Below are 16807 nucleotides of genomic sequence, written 5' to 3'. Positions count from 1 at the left end.
CCTCAACACACGTGCTGCGCCGCCACAAAGAAAAACAATCATCCGAATCTGCGCACGACGATCCGTGCCCGCGCGTTTCTCCGTCCCCGTATCCCTAAGATGGCCGCATACCGACCCAGGAAGGAGCTCAACGTGTTCGTGATCTTTGGAGCAGCAGGCAATGTTGGCAGAGTGAGCGCGGCGGCGTTGCGCCGGGCGGGCCGCGAAGTGCGCGCGGTCGTGCGCCAAGCCGAGCAAGGCGACGTGTTAGCGGAAATCGGCTGTGAAATCGCCATCGCCGATCTGCTCGACCCAGCTTCGGTAGCACGCGCTATCGAGGGAGCGTACGCGGTGCAGATACTGTGCCCAGTGCCACACGCAGACGCCGATCCCGCAACCACGATGCGGCGCATGATCGACGTGAGCGCGGGCGCATTACGCGCCAACCCGCCGCAACGCGTGCTCGCGCTGTCCGACTACGGCGCGGAACACGCGAGCGGCACCGGCATCACGACGCTGTTTCACACCCTCGAAACGCAACTCGCGCCCGTTGCCTCACAGTTGACGTTTCTGCGTGCAGCGGAACACATGCACAACTGGGGTCGCGTGCTGCCAATCGCGCTCGCGAGAGGCGTGCTGCCGAGTCTGCATCATCCATTGAGCAAGCTGTATCCGACGGTCGCCGCACAGGATGTCGGGCTGCTGGCCGCCGAACTATTGCTCGACGACAGACCGGCGAAGGTGTCACCACGGGTGGTGAGCCTCGAAGGTGAAGCGCGTGTCAGCGCGTTAGACGTCGCGCGTACGCTCGGTGCATTGGCGCACCGCCAGATCACGGCCTACGAAGTGCCACGCGGCGAATGGGCCGCCATGCTCCATGGCGCGGGACTCGGTGAGAACCACGCGCGTCTCATCACGGATCTATACGACGCGCACAACGCGGGCCGCATCGACGTCGAAACGGAGATCAGCGAGCGGCGCTTCGGCGCGACTGCGCTAGCGGATGTGTTTGCGTCGATCCTGGCGCGTGTCGCTGCAACTTCAACTGCAACTGCGACGGCTCGCTAAACCGCACTCGCGATAGGAGAAACGACATGCATACTTGCCCTTTGCTGCGCGCATCGATGGAAGCTCGGAAAAGCGCGACGCATCACATCCCGCAACCACGCGGAACGACGAACACCCGCTACTGGACGGCCATCTCAGCAGGTCTTGCGGGACTCATCGGTTGGCGAGCGCTTCGGGACATGCTCAACGCGATTCCCGATAGCAACGACGACTTTGGTTTGTTCTGATTCGACGCGGCTCGAATCGAATCGAATCGAATCAATTCGGCTCCACTCGCGGTTCGATAAGCCGTAGACACGCCGCAGATGGGTCATCACCATGTCAAAGTCCGCACTAAATTGACAAAACCGACGCCACGACACCGGCCGCCGTTTGCAAACGGTGGCCGGTGCGCACGCGTCAATTATTCGTTCTCGTCGAAGTAGTGCCCAAACTTCAACTGTTTGGTGCGGATATAGCGCTCGTTTTCCTCGCGCATCGGAATCGCCAGCGCGACGCGCTCGCACACCGGAATGCCATGCTTTGACAGCGTGTCGAATTTTTCCGGATTGTTGCTCATCAGGCGAACCGAGGTGACCTTGAGCGTGCGCAGAATGCCTGCCGCGGAGTCGTATTCGCGCGAGTCATCGGGTAAGCCGAGATCGAGATTGGCCTCGACGGTGTCGCGGCCCTGCTCCTGCAACGCATACGCGCGAATCTTGTTCGACAGGCCAATGCCGCGCCCCTCGTGGCCGCGCAGATACAGCAGCACGCCGCAGCCTTCAGCCGCGATATAGCGCAGCGCCAGATCGAGTTGTTCGCCGCAATCGCAGCGGTACGAGCCGAGCACGTCGCCCGTCAGGCACTCGGAGTGCAGGCGCGTCAACACGGACGACTGGTTTGCGACGTCGCCCATCACGAGCGCGAGATGTTCGGCGCCGCTTTCGGCCACGCGAAACACGTAGGAGGTAAACGTGCCGTAGCGCGTGGGGAGCGTGGCGGTAGCGTCGAGGACGACGCACTCGCCGCTGGGTGCGCCGTCTGTTGCTTGCGACGGATCGTGAGACGTGAGCATGGCGTTGGACAATGGTGCTGACATGAACCCGCAATATTGGGATGCGGTATGGACCGGCAGTTTACCGCTAATCGGCACACCGCGCCCGGATGCCCGCGTGCCGCGTACGAAACCGACGCGCATCACATGGCTACCTGAGTTGAACGCACCGCGCGCCACAGGTATTCCCGAGGTCCGTCCGCCGCACACCGCGCCTATACTGGAATGGCCTGTCCCTCACGCCAGCGCGCCGCATCGGCGTGCTGCACTGCGAAACGGAGTCGCTCCATGACAAGCGTTGCACAGCTTCTTAAAACCAAACCGAACAACACCACCGTCTTCACGGTCGGGGCCGACGATTCTGTCTACGAGGCGATCAAGCTGATGGCTGAAAAAGGCATCGGCGCACTGGTCGTAACGGACGGCGACAGCATCGCCGGGATCGTTACGGAGCGGGACTATGCGCGGAAGGTCGTCCTGCTGGACCGTTCATCGAAGGCTACGCCGGTGCGCGACATCATGAGCAAAGCCGTGCGCTTCGTCCGCCCCGACCAGACCACCGACGACTGCATGGCCCTGATGACCGAACGGCGCATGCGTCACTTGCCGGTCATCGAAAACGACCGCCTGGTAGGCATGGTATCGATCGGCGACCTGGTGAAGAACATCATCGCCGAGCAGCAATTCACGATTCAGCAACTCGAGTTCTATATCCACGGCGAACGCCCCTGAGGTTCGCGGCCTATCGCAGGTCGCGCCGCACGCCGGGCGTCGCACGCTGCCGAAACGGGGCGCAAAAAAAGCCCAATCCTTGAAAAAGGTTGGGCGAAGCTACCTTGCGGCAGCGGAGGTTCCTGAATTGTGGACTGCGAGAATGCACGCCGCATAAAGCGCGCATGTGCCTCGCCATATCACACTGCTGATTGCTTGCAGAACGCGAAACGTGCGTTGAGCTGGTTCACGCACGCCCCGCTTCGATCAGATCAACTGCCGGCCGGACCAGCCGGGCGCCAAACCTAGTTACCGAAATAAACCGACTTCGGGCCGGACGTCGGTTGCAAGACGCCACCCGCTTGTGACGAGCCGCTCGCCCGGCCACCGTAGCCACTGGTATCCGCGACGGGTTCCTGCGTCTGCGCGACAGCCGGGTTTTGCGCCTGCACACGGCTTTCGGCGGCTTGAACGTCGCGCGGATAGTTCGTGTCGTTGCTGGCGGCCGGGTTGTAACCCGCTTGTTCAAGCTGGATCAATTGGCTGCGGACTTCCGCGCGGGTCGCGGGCTGGTCGCTCGATTGAGCGAACGAAGCAACTGGGGCGGCGAGAACGGCTGCAATGGCGATTGCCTTGATGAGCGATTTCATGACTTACCTCCAGACCTGTTTTTTGCTTCGCTTGCCACACCATGTGAGAAGCGAGTGATTTCAGTCTAGGGTGTGTTGACATTAGACGAGCCATATGAAGGCTGCAGCCAAGGCGACAAACGAAGCAAATCGCTCAGACAGTTTGTCGTATCGCGTGGCGACGCGGCGGAACTGCTTGATGCGCGCGAAGAACCGTTCGACCAGGTTACGGGACCGATAGAGATGCTTATCCAGAGGGCGTTGCACGAGCCGGTTTGCGCGACTCGGGATGACCGCTTGAACATCGAACGTGTGCAGATGTTCGATTAGTGCGTCCGTGTCATATGCCTTGTCGGCCGCCACACTATCGGGCTTCAGATCGCCCAGCAATGGCAGAGCTTCAGGGCTGTCACCTGCCTGACCACCCGTCAAACGAAATTTCGCCAGCATGCCCAGGCCGTCAACCAGCGCATGAATTTTCGTACTGAGTCCGCCTCGCGAGCGACCCAGCGCCTGATCACCTTTTTTTGGGAGCCCCAGCAGCGTGCTGATGAGCGCGAACAATGGTGCTATCGATGAAGACTTCGTCGAAATCTGCATCGGCGGCCAACTCGGCAAATACCGTGTGCCATACCCCAGCACGTGACCATCGACTGAAGCGCTTGTACACGCTGTTCCAAAGGCCAAACTCTTCAGGCAAATCGCGCCACGGGCTACCGGTACGGGCGATCCACAGCACCGCCTCGACGAAATCCCGATTGTCGGCAGCGGTTCGTCCTCGATCGCCGGATTTACCCGGTAGCTGTAATGCAACGCGCTCATATTGGTCGTCTCGCAACATCTTCCGCACCATCTCTGTCTCGCCCAAAAGACAGGATGTAAACAGCTTTCCGGCAAAGTTAACAGTGCGGCCTGAAAGGCTGTCGCTTAATGTCAACACACCCTAGTCACCCAATCATCGCGGGAAAACCCTTAATTGCGAGATAGATAATTGTTCAAAACGCAAGAGTGTGACGAAACTTACCGCCAAACTTGATTGAAGGCTTCGTTTTACCGTAATAATTGTCGGAATCGTAACCTTTGCGTCTGACGTTTCGAGAAAGCACCCCCGCTGAGCGTGTTTTGCCGCATTGCCCGGCGCGGATAGTCAGATTTGCGCACTGGTCAATGCGTCGGCGTGCGGCGGCAGCAGCAATTTTCGCGGTCCGCTGACGAACGCGCTGCCGGGTTCGAAAAACCGTAACGGCCGATGCATCTCGCGCGACAAGCCGATGCGCGTCGTCACGCCGATCTGCACATCACCCGTCTCGATCACGCCGATCCACAGGCCATGTCCGCTGCAAAGATCGCGGCCGTCAAACGACTGGTCGATGCCCAAGGCCATGGTGAGCCGGCCGGGACCGCGCGCGAGATCGCGCAACGGCACGCCGGGCCGCCGCGCTTCCATCAACTGCAAGCCCTCCAGCGGTTCGATCGCGCGGAGCAGAATGCCTGCGCCGACCTCTTCCGCTTCCGCAGACATGTTCAGCATGTACGAAAGCCCGTACGTAAGCCGGATATAAGCGTGGCCGGGGGCGAGAAACATCGACCCGTTATACGGGCGGCGGCCTGCAAACGCGTGGCTGGTCGAATCGCCGAGCGGGTACGCCTCGGTTTCGACAATGCGGCCGCTGATACGGCCTTCGGGGAGGTCGTGCACCAGATATTTGCCGATCATGAAACGTGCCAGCGCGACGGTATCGAGCGGCAAATCGTCACGAAGCAATGGGAGGATAGATAGAGGCTGATTCGGCATGCAATTCGGACGAGTCGTTAAGCGCCAGGCGCAGGGTTCGATAGATGCGCGACCTGCCAGTGCAGCAGACACGCCAACGGGCGTGCCACCCGCGCCGCACCAAGCGGTGGAGCGCCATCGGCCTGCCTTCATCGGCCCATTCGTTGTACCAAAACCTCATTTCCAGGCACTGACGCATTCACCATGGCACTAATTGGAGTATCGTGTGTTTCCGGCTTGCAGGACAGCCTTTGCCGGCATGCGTGTGCTTAGGCGCGCCTGATCAGCTTACAGATTGCAAGAAGTCGCTCGATCGCAGCAACGTTCCATTCAGATTTGATCCCGAAGTACCCGCTGGTGCAGTACACCGGCCCATCCCGGGGCCGTCGTATTCATGACAATAGGAGAGAGTTGAATGAAAGCATTCCAGGCAATCAAGATGGTCGGCGGCGCGCTGATCGTTCTGGCATCCGTCAATGCGTACGCGCAAAGCAGCGACGCTGCTGCTCCGGCGGCCCCCATGGCTGCTTCTTCGGCGCCGAGCGCCAAGGCGGCCAAGGCGGCCAACCGTGCGTTGGGACGCAAGGTGCGCACCGCCCTGTCGAAAACCAAGGGCCTGAGCGTGACCAACATCACCGTGCGCGCACGTGGCGGCGCAGTGACGCTGGCCGGCACGGTGCCTGAGCAACCGCAAGTCGACCTGGCAACCCAGGCCGCGCAAGCCGTGCCGGGCGTGACGTCGGTCAAGAACGCACTGTCGATCCGTCCGGTCGGACAGTAAACCGCTTTAGTCAGTCGTTGCGCTACATCCGGACGCAACGCTTCATCACGAGGCGGCGCGTCCGGACCTAAACATTCGGATTCTTTCCCTGAAACTGCCAACCTGGCAGTGGTGGTCTGATGGAGTTTCACCCATCGAACCCGCGTCGCATTTTCCGCGCAATCCTGCGCGACTCAATCCTTCAGATGCCGATGAGCCGCAGGTTGCCTTGCCGCCTTCGCCACTGCGTCGGCACAATCCGTCGCACGGACTGACAAAACCTCGTCCGCTATGAACTATCCTTTATAATTTAATGCGTTAGGGCGCGTTGTTGACAGGATGGTTTAGGATTTGCGCCCGCGCCCGTGTCTCATTGGCGCCCGTCCGCGCTTGCTGCGCCAGTCCAATACAAGCAACAAGAACACGCAACGAAAGGAAGCCCTGAATGACCATGCCCGCGACCGTTTTGCCCCGCTGGACCATTGCCGCGCCCTTCGTTGCCTGGATCGTGCTGGGCATCGCGTATGCCTTGCCGGGCAACGGGTTGCTGCTCGCGCTGATCGGGGTCGCACTGTGCGCTGCGGTGTTCACAGCGGTGCACCACGCGGAAGTGGTCGCGCATCGCGTCGGCGAGCCGTTCGGCACACTGGTGCTGGCGGTGGCCGTCACGGTGATCGAAGTCGCGCTGATCGTTTCGGTGATGTTGACGTCCGGGCCGGAAAAAGCCGGGCTTGCGCGCGACACCGTATTCGCCGCGGTGATGATCGTGTGCAATGGGATCGTGGGCATCTGCCTGCTGGTGGGCGGTATCCGGCATCGCGAGCAGGATTTTCAAAGTCGCGGCGCTGCGGCGTCGTTGGCAGTGCTCGCGTCATTGTCCGTGTTGACTCTGGTCATGCCGAACTACACGACGACGAGTGCCGGCCCGGTTTTGTCGTCGTCGCAACTGGCGTTCGCGGGGGTGTCTTCGCTGGTGCTGTATGGGGTGTTCGTGTTCGTCCAGACCGTGCGGCATCGCGATTACTTTCTTGCCGGCGTCCCCGACGAGGACGTCCATGCCGCCCCGCCGAGTGCCGGTGTCGCGCTGGCAGCCGGCGGCTTGCTGGTGGTGTGCCTCGTCGCCGTCGTGTTGCTCGCGAAAGTGCTCTCGCCAGTGGTCGAAACGGCAGTGAAGAACGCGGGCGCGCCGCCGGCGGTGGTCGGCATTATCATTGCCGCGCTAGTGCTGTTGCCGGAAGGGCTCGCCGCCGTGCGCGCGGCGCGCGCCGATCGCTTGCAGAACAGCCTGAATCTCGCGCTCGGCTCGGCGCTGGCCAGCATCGGGCTGACCATCCCAACGGTCGCCGTGGTGTTCTTGTGGACCGCTCAGCCGCTCATCCTCGGTATCGACGGCAAGGAAACTGTGCTGCTGGTGCTCACGTTGATCGTCGGCACCCTGACGCTCAGTTCCGGACGCACGACGATCCTGCAAGGCGCCGTCCATCTGTCGTTGTTCGCGGCGTATCTGTTTCTGTCCTTCGCGCCCTGACGATAGGCTTGACGATCCGCGCTCTACCCAAACGACGGGCTGCTCTCCTACTCTTCCCAATGCTCCGCAATCCAGTCGCGGAACAGATTCAGCTTCTGCTGATGCGCGACTGAATCCGGATACACGAAGTAATACCGCCAGCCGGTCTTGAGCACCGTATCGAATGGCCGCACGAGCCGCTTGGCCGCGACGTCTTCGTCTATCAAGGCAAGATCGCTGATGGCAACACCGAAGCCCTGCAAAGCAGCGTTGGTCGCCATGTCGAGCGTGTCGAAGCTCGGGCCGTGCTCAGCATCGATCGCAGGCGCATTCGCGGCATCCACCTCGGTCACCTTGGCGAGCCACATCTTCCAGTCGCGATGGTCGCGCGTTGGATGCAGCAGCGTGTGGCGCGCCAGATCCGCCAACTCGTCCAGCGGTTTGTCTTTCAACAGATCGGGCGCGCACACCGGCGTCAGACGCTCCTCGAATAACGGCACCGCCTGCACGTCCACACCCGGTGACGAGCCATAGATGATCGCCGCGTCGAACGGCTCGAGCTGGAAGTCGACGTCATGTTGCCAGGTGGTGGTGATCTGAACGTGCAGCTCGGGATACTCGGCCTGGAAACGCATGATCTTCGGCAACATCCAGCGCATGACGCAGGTCGGCACTTTCAGCGCGAGATCGGTGCGTTGACGCGTGAGGCGCAGCGATATCTCTTCGATACGCGCGAAGCTCTCCTTGACGGCCGGCAGCAACAGTTCGCCTTCGGCGGTCAGCGTCAGGCCCTTTGCATGGCGCTTGAAGAGCGGAAACTTGTAGTAGTCCTCGAGCGCGATGATTTGCCGGCTGACCGCGCCTTGTGTCAGGCATAGGTGGTCAGCGGCGCGTGTGAAGCTGCGATGCCGCGCGACGGTTTCGAAAATCTGCAGCGCATTGAGCGGCGGGAGACGTCGCATCTGGATAAGTCCGGTCAGGGATCAGGAAAAGTCATTGCGCGGGCGGGCGGCCTTGCGTGCCATCACGCCCATCGAGCCCACAGGATACGCGATCAGAATGTTTCGCACGTGTTGTGCGCGGGCAAATATGCATGCATTTCGCTCATGGCCCGGTTATTAATCCGAGTCTGAGCGCCACCGCTTGCACCGACTCAGGGCGCATCCCGCCGGATACCGCACCAGAACCGAGCTTTCCTCATACCTCCCTCCAGCCCGCCTGCGCAAAAAAATCATGGACGTTAACCCCGATACGCCACTGGATTGGCGTTCCCACGGACCACAGCAAAGCCGCCGCTAGCGTCGCGCGACAGCCTACCCATGAGATTCCGTCATGCGTTCCATGCGCATATTTCGTTTGTTGAGGGATTTTGGCAAACCTAGAGTGCATCAACACGCAACGCACCCGGTATCGCGTGAGGTTGGGAACGACGGGCAACGCAAATGGGCGATGCAGCAGCAGCGGTCAGAGCGAATATCACCAGGCAACAGGCGTTCAACACAGGAGACCGCCATGCAAGAGATCAAACGGGGTAGAAGGCAGGCCATCAAGGCAATCGGCGCAGCACTCGCGGCGTCCACATTGCCGATGCCGTTCATCAACGTGCGGGCACAGGAGCACAACTTCTCCGGCAAGACACTGCGCTTGCTGACCTGGTCGGACGACACCGGCGCCGCCGCCTTGCGCAACATCGCCGCCACGTTCACGGCGAAGACCGGCGCCAAGGTCATCGCCGACCGCGCCGACGGCACCTCCGGCATGGTCGCCAAGGTGAAGGCCGCGGGCGATCGCCCCACTTACGACGTCATCACCCTGGCCGGTGTCGGCGCGGCGGGTCTAGGCGACGCGGGCCTGCTGATGAAGCCCGATCTCGACAAGCTGCCGAATCTGAAAGAGGTCGCGCCGCAATACCGCACGGGCGCGAACGGCTTCGGCGTGGGTTATCTGCTGTGGTCGGATGGGTTGATCTACAACACGTCGACGGTCAAGACGGCGCCGTCTTCGTACGAAGCGCTGTGGGACCCGAAGTACGCCGGACGCCTGTTCCTGCCGCCGCCTGAATGGGCCGAAGCGGTGGACCTCGCGATCATCGCAGCGAAAATGAACGGCGGCTCGCAACAGAACATCGAGCCGGGCTTCAAGAAGCTGATGCAGCTGAAAGATCGCGTGATGACGCTTGGCGAGAATCCGAACCAGGTGGCCGATCTGTTCCGCACCGGCTCGCTCGATATCGGCGGCATCTATTCGCCGGCCTTTTTCCCGGACCAGATCCGCAAACCCGAGTACAAGATGGGCGTGACCTACGGGATGAAGGAAGGCTTCGCCACACAACTGATGTTCACGGTGATCCCGAAGTCGCATCCCGCCGACAGCGATCTGATCCACGCCTTTATCAACCATTCGCTCGATGCCGGTGTGCAAGGGCGCATGGCTGCCGACGTGCTGAACGGACCGGTCAATTCGAAGGCGGTGATTCCGGCCGAGAGCCGCGCGTTCGTGCCGAGCCCGCAGCAGATCGCCGAGAAAGCAATCCTGCATGACGACAAAGCGCTCGCCGTCGTGCAGCCTGCGTGGATCAAGCGCTACACCGAAATTTTCTCGGCATGACCGCGATGCTCGCGCGTTTCTCGCGGCGTGCCTCGTCGGCGTCGGACGCTGCGTCCGGTGACGCGTCGGGCGCGGCTTCCGGCTCGCCCGGCGCCGCTTCCCGCGCACCGGACGAGCAGGCGTCCACGGCGCTCGCGAAAGCGCGCCCCTGGATTCTGCTCGCGCCGATCCTGCTGTTTCTGGCCATTCTCGGCGCGGCAGCACTCGTCGTGCTGCGCATGAGCTTCGGCACGCAAGGTAACGAATGGCACGGCTTCACGCTGCAGAACTACGCCGATCTCATCGACGGCTATTTCATGAAGTCGCTGTGGCTCACGTTGAGGCTCGCATTTCAAAGCATGATCTGCGCCGTGCTGCTGGCGATTCCCGTTGCTCTCGCGATGGCGCGCACCAAGTCGCGGCTGGCGCGGCGACTGTTGCTCGCAGGCGTGCTGCTGCCCTTGCTCGTCAATCTGCTGCTGCAAGGTTATGGCTGGCTGATCATTCTCGGCCCGGCCGGTCTCCTCAATCACGCGCTGCTCGGCAGCGGCCTCGTCGAGCGCCCGGTGATGTGGCTGTATCGCGAACATGGCGTGTTGCTCGGTCTGATTCAGACGGCGTTTCCTCTGGCCGTGCTGCCGTTGTCGAGCGCGATGCGCGCGGTTTCGAGCTCGTATGAAGAAGCCGCGGCCACGCTTGGCGCGACGCGTTGGCAAACGCTGCGTCATGTATTGCTGCCGCTCGCCATGCCGGGGCTCGTGTCCGGCGCCCTGCTCGTGTTTGCGTATAACGCCAGCGCCTTCGCCGTGCCCCTGCTGCTCGGCGGACGCCGCGTGCCGATGCTCGCCGTGCTGGTCCACGACCAGGTCGCGCCCTTGCTTAACTGGCCCGCCGCATCCGCATCGGGCGTCGTATTGATGGTCGCGACGCTCACCGTGATGGCACTGTCGCAGCGCCTCGTGCGCCGTACACAACGTCTCGCCGAGGAGCCTCACGCATGAGCACGCCGATCCAGACTCCCCTGGCACGCCCACCGCGCCTGCCGCGTTTGCCGCGTTTGCCGACCACCATGCCCGGCCAGCTCGGCAAAGCCACCGCGCTGCTCGCCGCCATCGTGCTGTTTCTCGCCGCGCTGCCGATCCTGACGATGATCACGATGTCGTTCAGCGCGGCCGACACGCTCGAATTCCCGCCACATGCCTACGGCCTGCACTGGTATCGCGCGGCGTGGCACAGCTTCGTCTCGCCGGATGCGAGCGACTCCCTCTCGATGGGCGCCGCGCTCAGCACGAGCCTGATCGTCGCGCTCTCGACGATGGTCATCGCCACGCTCGTCTCGGTGCCCGCCGCCTACGCGCTGAGCCGCTACCGTTTTCGCGGCAAGCCCGCGGTCGAACAACTGGTGGCGTTGCCGCTCGTCTATCCGCTGGTGATGCTCGGCTTGTCGCTGTTGCTGGTGTTCAACGTGCTGCCGGTCGAACTCGGCGTATTCCGCCTGATCATCGCGCACGTGATTCTGGCGCTGCCGTTCACCGTGAAAAATTGCGCGGCGTCAGTGGCCTCGATCGGCCCGGAGTTCGAGGAAGCCGCCTGCGTGATGGGCGCGAGCCCGAGCCGCGCGCTGATCGACGTGATCCTGCCGCTCATGCGCCCCGGTATTCTCGCCGGCATGCTGTTCGCGTTCATCGTCTCGTTCAACGAATTCACGGTGACCTTCTTCCTGTACGGCATCGACACGATGACGCTGCCGGTGTGGCTCTATAGCCGCACGGTGTCGTCGCTCGATCCGACCGTGTTCTGTTTCGCCGTATTCATCGTCGCAATCGACTTCGCGCTGATCTGGCTGCTCGAAAAGCTGATCGGCGACGAAGGGGTGGCGCTTTGACCATCCTTCCGATTCGCGCTGTGCTGATGTCTTTTTGCTGGAGCATTCGATGACCCATCTGACCTTGCAGGCCGTGACCAAGCGCTTCAACGCGGCCTATGCCGTCGACAGCGTCGATCTGAGCGTGCCCGACGGCAAGCTGGTGTGCTTTCTCGGGCCGTCCGGCTGCGGCAAGACCACGCTCTTGCGGATGATCGCCGGGCTGGAAACGCCGAGCTCGGGCAGCATCAATTTTGCCGGCCGCGACATCACGCATCTGCCTGCGAACCAGCGCGACTTCGGCATGGTGTTCCAGTCGCTCGCACTGTTTCCGCATATGACGGTGGCGCAGAACGTCGCGTATCCGCTCAAGCTGCGCAAGACCGCAAAAGATGCGCAAGCGCGCCGCGTCGCCGAATTGCTGGAACTGATCCAGTTGCCGCACATGGCGAACCGGCCGGTCACGCAACTCTCCGGCGGCCAGCGGCAACGCGTGGCAATTGCCCGTGCGATCGCCTCGCAACCGAAACTGCTGCTGCTCGACGAACCGCTCTCCGCGCTCGACGCCAAGCTGCGCGAAGCGATGCAGGTCGAGATCCGCCTGCTGCAACAGCGTCTCGGCATCACGACGATCATGGTCACGCACGACCAGCGCGAAGCGATGACGATGGCCGACGAAATCGTGGTGATGGAGAAAGGCCGGATCGCCCAGGTCGGCAAGCCGCTCGATATTTATCGCGATCCGGTCAGCGAATTCGTCGCTGACTTCATCGGGCTCGGCAACATCCTGCCGGTCAGCTACGACGGCGCGGGCGGCGTCAGTCTGCCGGGCGGAAGGCGCATTGCGGTCGCGCAACCGGCGCGGATGCCGGAGTCCAGCAGCGATATCCGTCTGCTGATCCGGCCGGAAGACGTGTGCGTCAAAACAGCGTCCGGCGATGCCGGGCAGAACCGGCTCGCGGGCACGGTGACTTTTATCCGTGACGTGGGGGCGTCTCTGGAAGCCACGATCGATTGCGCAGGATTCACCCTGACTGCCGCGACCACACCGCGCGAAACGCCGGGGCTGACGCTCGGCATGCCGGTGTTCGCGGAATTGCCACCGCACGCGTGCAAACTGATCGCCGCCCGCGCGGCGCATTGAAACGTATCGCTGAGGCAAGGCACCGAAACGCGTCGCCGAAGCGTTCACTGAAACCCATTCCAATACCGAGTTTTCGACAGAGGAAAGACCATGAATCAACCCCAAGTTGCCCAATCAAACGCACGCCGAGTCTTCGCCACCCTCGCCGCGACGCTCGCCTTCACCGGCCTCGGCGCACTGTGCGCCTTTTCGTCGGCCGCGCATGCGGACGCGCTCGACAACATCGCCAAGTCCGGCACGGTACGGATCGGCGTATTCGAGGACTACCCACCCTTCGGCTCGATCGGCGCGGACATGAAGCCGATGGGTTACGACATCGACGTCGCCAATCTGATCGGCAAGGCGCTCAACGCGAAGGTCGAACTCGTGCAGGTGACCGGCGACAACCGCATGGCCTACCTCGCCGACCACAAGGCTGACATGCTGCTTTCAGTCGGCCAGACCCCGGAACGCGAAAAGGTGATCGACTTCTCGCAGCCCTACGCGCCCTACTATCTCGCCGTCTTCGGCCCGAAAACGCTGCCCGTGAAGAACGCCGCCGACCTCGCCGGCAAATCGATTTCGGTCGCGCGCGGCACGCTGGAAGACCTGAGCGTCAGCAAGATCGCGCCCCCCAGCGCGACCATCAAAAGATTCGACGATCCTAACGGCGCAATTTCGGCGTTTCTTTCTGGTCAGGTACAGTTGATGGTAGTCGGCAACGACGTCGGCGCAACGATTCTCGCGCGTCATCCGGCGAACGATCCGGAGCAGAAATTCTCGCTGTTCAGCTCGCCGGATCACGTCGGTTTGAACAAGAACGAGCCGCGTCTGAAGCAGAAAGTCGACGAAACGATTGCCAAGGCCCGCAAGGACGGCACCATGAACGCGATTTCGCAGAAGTGGCTGCGTGCGCCGCTGCCGGCCGACCTCTGAACCTTTATTGCGCGGACCGGCCAGGCCGGCCCGCGCCGGAGTTTGACCACACGATGAGCGCCACGCTATGACCTATGCGTTCGATTTCAGCGGCTTCGGCCTGTATGCGGGGCTGCTTGCGCGCGGCGTCGCCGTCACGCTGGGGCTGACCGCCGTGTCCACCCTGCTCGGCGGTCTCGTCGGTATTGGTGGCGCGAGCATTGCGGTGGCCGGACCGAAGTGGGCGCGCTGGGTGGTCGCGACTTACGTCGAGTTGATCCGCAATACGCCCTTCATCGTGCAGTTGTTCTTCATCTTTTTTGGTTTGCCGAGCCTCGGTATTCATATCGACGAGGTGCAGGCCGCGATTCTGGCGATGACCGTCAATCTCGGCGCGTACGCGATCGAAATCGTGCGCGCCGGTATCGACTCGATCCCGCGCGGTCAGGTGCAGGCGGCGCAAGCGCTCGGCCTGCATGGACGGCAGGTGTTTCGCTACGTCGTGCTGCCGCAGGCGATCGCCAACGTGTTTCCCGCGCTGCTGAGCCAGGTGCTGATCGTGATGCTCGGTTCGGCGGTGGTCTCGCAGATTTCGGTGCCCGATCTGACCTATGCGGCCAACTTCATCCAGTCGCGCAATTTCCGCTCGTTCGAGAGCTACGTGATCATCACCGCGACGTATCTGGTGTTGTCGATCGTACTGCGGCAACTCATGAACCGGCTTGGCCGTGGCCTCTTCGCGGGCCGCGTGGCTCGCGGCGGCAGCAGCGACAGCGCGCCGCGTAACTGGCGCACCCGCCTGATGTGGCGCGCCGCCCGCACTCTGCCGACGGAGCGTTGATCATGGTCGAATTCACGCTGTGGGACATCGCCCGCAATCTGTTGCTCGCCGCCCGCTGGACGGTGTTGTTGTCGCTGATCGCGTTTGTCGGCGGTGGCGTCGTCGGGCTGATCCTGCTCGCCATGCGCGTGTCGCCGTTGCCGTGGTTGCGGCGGATCGTGGTGGTGTATGTGGAAGTGTTTCAGGGCACGCCGTTGCTGATGCAGCTTTTTCTGGCGTTCTTCGGCCTGCCGTTGCTGGGTGTCGATGTGTCGCCTTGGGTTGCGGCAGCCGTCACGCTGACGCTTTATACCAGCGCGTATCTGGTCGATATCTGGCGCGGCTGTGTGGAAGCCGTGCCGCGTGGTCAATGGGCTGCGGGCGCTAGTCTGGGCATGACGTTCAGCCAGCAACTGCGCTACATCATCTGGCCGCAGGCGCTGAAGATCGCTGTGGCGCCGACAGTCGGCTTCCTCGTGCAGGTGGTGAAAAGCACGGCGCTCGCGTCGATCATCGGCTTCACGGAATTGACCAAGACCGGCACGATGATCACCAACGCCGCATTCCGCCCGTTCCCGATCTACGGCATGGTCGCGATGATTTACTTCGCGATGTGTTTCCCGTTGACGTGGTATGCGCGCGTCCTGGAGAAGCGGCAAAAGGTGGGGCAGCACCGATAACGCTTTCCGCGGGTCCATAAAAAAGCGGCAACCGTTTTGCACGGTTGCCGCTTTTTTCGTTGTCAGCCCGGTGCGTCTATCGAGCCGCCTGGGTCGACTTCCGCAACTTCGCCACCTCGCCCGCCGTGACAGCCGAACCACCGTTATTCCACCCGGCCCGCACGAAGGTCAGCACGTCGGCGATCTGCTGGTCGTTGAGCACCGGCGCGTACTTCGGCATCGGATACGGCGCGGGAATACCGCCGATCACCAGGTCCTCCGTGCCGTTCAGCGTCACGTTGATCAGCGAGGACGGATCCTTCTCCAGCACGTTCGGATTGCCGGCCAACGGCGCGAGCATCGGCGCAAAGCCGCGTCCATCGACACCATGGCAGTGCATGCAATACGCCGTATAAACACGCGCACCGGCATCGTTCGCGGGACGGTTCAGCGATACTTTCGTCGCTTGTGGATCGTACGTATAAGGCGGTGCGCCACTGCCGCCCGCCGGCGGTAGCGACTTCAGGTACGTCGCCATCGCGGCTATGTCGGTGTCGTTCATGCCCTGCGTGCTGTTGTTGATCACACTGGTCATCGAGCCGAATGCCGACGCATGGCGATTGGCGCCGGTCTTCAGGAACGCCTGCAGATCCTGATCGTTCCAGCGACCCAGGCCGACGTTGTGCTCGCCCGTCAGGTTCGCGGCGAACCAGCCGTCGAGCACGCCGCCCGTCAGGAACGCGTTGCCGCTTTCATCCAGCGCCTTTTCCTGGAACGCGACGCCGCGCGGCGTATGACACGAGCCGCAATGCCCCAGCCCCTGAATCAGATACGCGCCACGATTCCACGCGACATCCTTGCCCGGCTTGTCCTGATAGGCGCCCTTCTCCAGGAAGACCATGTTCCAGAACTTCAACGGCCAACGCATGTTCAAGGGCCATTTGATGTCCGGCTCGCGATTCGCCTGCAGCACCGGCGCGACGCCGCTCATGAAGTACGCGTACAGCGCTTTCATGTCGTCGTCGTTGACCTTTGCATACGACGGATACGGCATCGCCGGATACAGGTTGTGCCCGTCTTTCGCGACGCCTTCGCGCATCGCCTTCGCAAAGTCCTCTTCCGTGTAATTGCCGATGCCGGTTTGCTGATCCGGCGTGATGTTGGTGGTGTAGATCTGGCCCATCGGCGTGGTCATCGGCAGGCCACCCGCGAACGGTTTGCCTTTCGGCGCCGTATGGCAAGCGACACAATCGCCAACCTTCGCCAGATAGGCGCCGCGCTGCACCAGCGCCTGATCCGCGGCTTGCGCCGGAGTTTGCGTGAGGAACGGTAACGCCATACACAGCGCAGCACCGAAACCCTTCAGTGTGTTTTTCATG

At 62.2% G+C, this 16807-nt stretch carries 18 protein-coding genes; 12 read left to right on the top strand and 6 right to left on the bottom strand.

The genetic code is table 11. From position 1 onward, the window contains the following. Positions 1-132: 132 nt before the first annotated feature. Together M0D67_RS16280 and M0D67_RS16275 are read left to right on the top strand one after the other, a co-directional pair. Positions 133-1047 carry an NAD(P)H-binding protein gene (locus M0D67_RS16280; protein ID WP_266239181.1) on the top strand — a complete coding sequence of 305 codons (915 nt, stop codon included), beginning with the start codon at positions 133-135 and terminating at the stop codon, positions 1045-1047. A 26-nt stretch (positions 1048-1073) separates the two neighbouring features. Beyond that, positions 1074-1274 (top strand): hypothetical protein, encoded by a 201-nt coding sequence (locus M0D67_RS16275; RefSeq protein ID WP_154565307.1) that lies wholly within the window; start codon positions 1074-1076, stop codon positions 1272-1274. Between the two features lie 176 nt (positions 1275-1450). Here M0D67_RS16275 and ribA read toward each other — a convergent pair whose 3' ends face one another. Continuing rightward, the gene (gene ribA / locus M0D67_RS16270) at positions 1451-2101 is read right to left on the bottom strand and encodes a GTP cyclohydrolase II (RefSeq protein ID WP_154565331.1); all 651 of its coding nucleotides are present in this window, start codon (positions 2099-2101) and stop codon (positions 1451-1453) included. Positions 2102-2368: 267 nt separating this feature from the next. Between ribA and M0D67_RS16265 the strand changes: the two genes are divergently transcribed. Continuing rightward, a complete protein-coding gene (locus tag M0D67_RS16265; RefSeq protein WP_154565306.1) occupies positions 2369-2812 on the top strand; it encodes a CBS domain-containing protein in 444 nt (147 codons plus the stop codon). A gap of 284 nt (positions 2813-3096) precedes the next feature. Here the strand turns inward: M0D67_RS16265 and M0D67_RS16260 are convergent, their stop codons facing one another. The 3 genes from M0D67_RS16260 to M0D67_RS16250 form a co-directional block, all read right to left on the bottom strand. Continuing rightward, positions 3097-3441: a DUF4148 domain-containing protein gene (locus tag M0D67_RS16260; RefSeq protein WP_154565305.1), complete on the bottom strand. Its 345-nt coding sequence runs from the start codon at positions 3439-3441 to the stop codon at positions 3097-3099. 81 nt (positions 3442-3522) lie between these two features. Continuing rightward, a protein-coding gene (locus M0D67_RS16255) for an IS5 family transposase (RefSeq protein WP_266239210.1) occupies positions 3523-4273 on the bottom strand; the annotation gives its coding sequence in 2 pieces (ribosomal slippage) (positions 3523-3943 and positions 3942-4273; 753 coding nt in all). 294 nt (positions 4274-4567) lie between these two features. Continuing rightward, positions 4568-5215, bottom strand: a complete 648-nt coding sequence (locus M0D67_RS16250; RefSeq protein WP_154565304.1) for a DNA-3-methyladenine glycosylase — start codon at positions 5213-5215, stop codon at positions 4568-4570. A gap of 394 nt (positions 5216-5609) precedes the next feature. Here M0D67_RS16250 and M0D67_RS16245 point away from each other — a divergent pair, with 394 nt between their 5' ends. Continuing rightward, positions 5610-5975, top strand: coding sequence for a BON domain-containing protein (locus M0D67_RS16245; protein WP_171926985.1), 366 nt, complete (start codon positions 5610-5612; stop codon positions 5973-5975). Positions 5976-6399: 424 nt separating this feature from the next. After that, a complete protein-coding gene (locus tag M0D67_RS16240; protein WP_266239180.1) occupies positions 6400-7482 on the top strand; it encodes a calcium:proton antiporter in 1083 nt (360 codons plus the stop codon). Positions 7483-7529: 47 nt separating this feature from the next. Here the strand turns inward: M0D67_RS16240 and M0D67_RS16235 are convergent, their stop codons facing one another. Continuing rightward, positions 7530-8423 (bottom strand): LysR substrate-binding domain-containing protein, encoded by an 894-nt coding sequence (locus M0D67_RS16235; protein ID WP_171926987.1) that lies wholly within the window; start codon positions 8421-8423, stop codon positions 7530-7532. A 550-nt stretch (positions 8424-8973) separates the two neighbouring features. On the opposite strand from M0D67_RS16235, the gene M0D67_RS16230 reads away from it, so the two are divergent. The 7 genes from M0D67_RS16230 (at position 8974) to M0D67_RS16200 (ending at position 15449) form a co-directional block, all read left to right on the top strand. Beyond that, positions 8974-10068 (top strand): PotD/PotF family extracellular solute-binding protein, encoded by a 1095-nt coding sequence (locus M0D67_RS16230; protein WP_154565300.1) that lies wholly within the window; start codon positions 8974-8976, stop codon positions 10066-10068. Further along, positions 10065-11048, top strand: a complete 984-nt coding sequence (locus M0D67_RS16225; RefSeq protein WP_154565330.1) for an ABC transporter permease — start codon at positions 10065-10067, stop codon at positions 11046-11048. The genes M0D67_RS16230 and M0D67_RS16225 overlap by 4 nt, the downstream gene beginning before the upstream one ends. Then, positions 11045-11932, top strand: a complete 888-nt coding sequence (locus tag M0D67_RS16220; protein ID WP_154565299.1) for an ABC transporter permease — start codon at positions 11045-11047, stop codon at positions 11930-11932. The genes M0D67_RS16225 and M0D67_RS16220 overlap by 4 nt, the downstream gene beginning before the upstream one ends. Positions 11933-11981: 49 nt before the next feature. Next, a complete protein-coding gene (locus tag M0D67_RS16215) occupies positions 11982-13055 on the top strand; it encodes an ABC transporter ATP-binding protein (RefSeq protein WP_171926990.1) in 1074 nt (357 codons plus the stop codon). A gap of 90 nt (positions 13056-13145) precedes the next feature. Further along, complete coding sequence (locus M0D67_RS16210) at positions 13146-13970, top strand: transporter substrate-binding domain-containing protein (RefSeq protein WP_154565297.1); 825 nt, start codon at positions 13146-13148, stop codon at positions 13968-13970. Between the two features lie 67 nt (positions 13971-14037). After that, positions 14038-14790: an amino acid ABC transporter permease gene (locus M0D67_RS16205; RefSeq protein ID WP_266239179.1), complete on the top strand. Its 753-nt coding sequence runs from the start codon at positions 14038-14040 to the stop codon at positions 14788-14790. A gap of 2 nt (positions 14791-14792) precedes the next feature. Next, positions 14793-15449 (top strand): amino acid ABC transporter permease, encoded by a 657-nt coding sequence (locus tag M0D67_RS16200; RefSeq protein WP_171926992.1) that lies wholly within the window; start codon positions 14793-14795, stop codon positions 15447-15449. A 76-nt stretch (positions 15450-15525) separates the two neighbouring features. Here the strand turns inward: M0D67_RS16200 and M0D67_RS16195 are convergent, their stop codons facing one another. Then, positions 15526-16806, bottom strand: a complete 1281-nt coding sequence (locus M0D67_RS16195; protein WP_266239178.1) for a cytochrome c — start codon at positions 16804-16806, stop codon at positions 15526-15528. Position 16807: the final 1 nt, after the last annotated feature.

The organism is Paraburkholderia sp. SECH4, from assembly GCF_030511745.1.
GTDB classification, from domain to species: Bacteria; Pseudomonadota; Gammaproteobacteria; order Burkholderiales; family Burkholderiaceae; genus Paraburkholderia; species Paraburkholderia madseniana.
The sequence above is the reverse complement of the archived record's forward strand: the minus strand, read 5'-3'. Positions and strand labels throughout refer to the sequence as shown.

What these genes read in the sequence shown, in the direction of transcription:
- M0D67_RS16275 (WP_154565307.1), top strand. Translation starts at nt 1,074, where the DNA reads ATGCATACTTGCCCTTTGCTGCGCGCATCGATGGAAGCTCGGAAAAGC.
- ribA (WP_154565331.1), bottom strand. Translation starts at nt 2,101, where the DNA reads ATGCTCACGTCTCACGATCCGTCGCAAGCAACAGACGGCGCACCCAGC.
- M0D67_RS16265 (WP_154565306.1), top strand. Translation starts at nt 2,369, where the DNA reads ATGACAAGCGTTGCACAGCTTCTTAAAACCAAACCGAACAACACCACC.
- M0D67_RS16260 (WP_154565305.1), bottom strand. Translation starts at nt 3,441, where the DNA reads ATGAAATCGCTCATCAAGGCAATCGCCATTGCAGCCGTTCTCGCCGCC.
- M0D67_RS16250 (WP_154565304.1), bottom strand. Translation starts at nt 5,215, where the DNA reads ATGCCGAATCAGCCTCTATCTATCCTCCCATTGCTTCGTGACGATTTG.
- M0D67_RS16245 (WP_171926985.1), top strand. Translation starts at nt 5,610, where the DNA reads ATGAAAGCATTCCAGGCAATCAAGATGGTCGGCGGCGCGCTGATCGTT.
- M0D67_RS16240 (WP_266239180.1), top strand. Translation starts at nt 6,400, where the DNA reads ATGACCATGCCCGCGACCGTTTTGCCCCGCTGGACCATTGCCGCGCCC.
- M0D67_RS16235 (WP_171926987.1), bottom strand. Translation starts at nt 8,423, where the DNA reads ATGCGACGTCTCCCGCCGCTCAATGCGCTGCAGATTTTCGAAACCGTC.
- M0D67_RS16230 (WP_154565300.1), top strand. Translation starts at nt 8,974, where the DNA reads ATGCAAGAGATCAAACGGGGTAGAAGGCAGGCCATCAAGGCAATCGGC.
- M0D67_RS16225 (WP_154565330.1), top strand. Translation starts at nt 10,065, where the DNA reads ATGACCGCGATGCTCGCGCGTTTCTCGCGGCGTGCCTCGTCGGCGTCG.
- M0D67_RS16220 (WP_154565299.1), top strand. Translation starts at nt 11,045, where the DNA reads ATGAGCACGCCGATCCAGACTCCCCTGGCACGCCCACCGCGCCTGCCG.
- M0D67_RS16215 (WP_171926990.1), top strand. Translation starts at nt 11,982, where the DNA reads ATGACCCATCTGACCTTGCAGGCCGTGACCAAGCGCTTCAACGCGGCC.
- M0D67_RS16210 (WP_154565297.1), top strand. Translation starts at nt 13,146, where the DNA reads ATGAATCAACCCCAAGTTGCCCAATCAAACGCACGCCGAGTCTTCGCC.
- M0D67_RS16205 (WP_266239179.1), top strand. Translation starts at nt 14,038, where the DNA reads ATGACCTATGCGTTCGATTTCAGCGGCTTCGGCCTGTATGCGGGGCTG.
- M0D67_RS16200 (WP_171926992.1), top strand. Translation starts at nt 14,793, where the DNA reads ATGGTCGAATTCACGCTGTGGGACATCGCCCGCAATCTGTTGCTCGCC.
- M0D67_RS16195 (WP_266239178.1), bottom strand. Translation starts at nt 16,806, where the DNA reads ATGAAAAACACACTGAAGGGTTTCGGTGCTGCGCTGTGTATGGCGTTA.